Annotated in this window: 1 protein-coding gene; it reads left to right on the top strand. The window is 62.4% G+C overall.

All coding sequences use genetic code 11. The features are described from left to right. Positions 1–560: 560 nt before the first annotated feature. A partial coding sequence (locus tag HMPREF1138_RS10470; RefSeq protein WP_202898335.1) for an Ig-like domain-containing protein occupies positions 561–1,722 on the top strand: 1,162 nt, incomplete at its 3' end.

The raw sequence follows: 1,722 nt of genomic DNA, 5'->3' as shown, positions 1-1,722 counted from the left end.
CTGCGCCCTGCCCTCCTGCGTTGCGGCGGTGGTTCCCCCACAACGTCGCACGTAATTTCCCTGTCAACCTTTCAAACTTTGAATTCGCAATGGCGGAATCATGCGGTTTGTGGGGATCGTCCAAGTTGACACCTCGGGGAATTACGTGCGAGTTGTGGAGGGGCGTTGCGCGGGTGGCGCGTCGGAGGGGTGTGCGGAGGGGTGCGCGGAGTGGTTTGACGCGGGTCAGGGGCTACTTCGTGTTGGTGCATGGTAGCTCGCGCGCCCGTTGACCGTGTCAATAGTGCGCCCTAGGCCTGATTCTTTCAGGAATTTAAGGGGTTGCCCGCTGGGAAAATGTGCGCATCCAAACGAACATATGTGCAGTGGTAAGTTTCCTGCTGTGAAACGGCTGAAAAATGGGCTTAGATTGCACTAAAGGACCCACGTATTCACTTGTAGTTGCGCGATGGTAAGTCAGTAATGCGTTGCTAGGTATTCAATTGCGCAGTACCGTTCGTGCTACGAGCCGCTAAGCCTAACCATCTGGCATGGTTCGTTGGATCAACATTGGAGTGAGTATGTCCCAGTTAACTTACAGGGCGTTCCTGGCGACCCTGGCGACCGGCGCGGTAGTGGCGTCCGGTGCAGCCTTCGGAGCCCCCGCGTTTGCGGCGCCCGACCCCGACATGTATGGCCCCACGATTTCTCAGGTCACGACCACCAGTGAGGGGCTCGGCGGTTCCATCAGCTTCAAGGTCGAGGACAACCCGGGCCTGTCCAGCATCGACCTGCGCGACCCGGCCACCGACGCCATCTTCTATCGTCGCGTCGTCGACTTCCCCGGCAACGTCACCGCCGACGGCGTTCACCACTACAGCTTTGAGATCAAGTTCTCCGACATCCAGGCGGCCTGGACGAAGGCTGGCCACACGGAGGCCTTGCCCGCGACCGTGAAGCTCGTTGCGTGGGGGAGCGACGGAAAGCCCTCCAAGCGTGCCGACGTCGCGATCGAGCCCGTCGCCATGACCTCCCTCGACTTCGGTATCGAGTCGGGTCAGCTCACCATGACTGTTGGTCAGCAGACGAACATCGGCGTCACGCACCAGCCTGAGAACGCCAACATGACGAAGATCAATTGGTCCGGCGATGACATCGACGTCCTGAACGTCGATGAAGAGTCGGGCCTCGTGACTGCCCTGAAGGAGGGCTGCTCGGACGTCCGAGCTGTCTCCGACTACATGGATCCGATGGTCTTCGACCCGGTGATGGCCACCGTCAACGTCTGTGCCACCGAGCTGGGCGAGGACGAGATCGCCATCAACCACCTGCGCGTGGACATGGAGGAGGGCGAGACCGTCACCCTCAAGCCGCTGCTGCCCAAGAAGTTCAAGGACGCGACCCTGACCTGGGGCCTGGAGTACGGCGGTGCGGTCATCCTGAAGGCGGCCGAGGACGGCAAGAGCGCGACGATCACCGGCGGCAACGTTGCTGACTGGGATCAGGTGAACCTGACCGCCACCCTGCCCGACGGAACCGAGGCAACGGCGACGACGATCGCCGTTGTTAAGTCTGTGAAGCAGGACGCGACGGCGCCGGCCCCGTGGGTCGAGCCTCAGCCGGACCCGCAGCCTCAGCCGGACCCGCAGCCTCAGCCCGATCCGCAGCCTCAGCCTGATCCGCAGCCTCAGCCCGATCCGCAGCCCCAGCCCGATCCGCAGCCCCAGCCGGACCCGCAGCCTC

It is taken from the genome of Actinomyces sp. ICM58, from assembly GCF_000283035.1.
GTDB lineage: Bacteria > Actinomycetota > Actinomycetes > Actinomycetales > Actinomycetaceae > Pauljensenia.
This window is presented reverse-complemented; position numbering and strand designations above follow the sequence as displayed.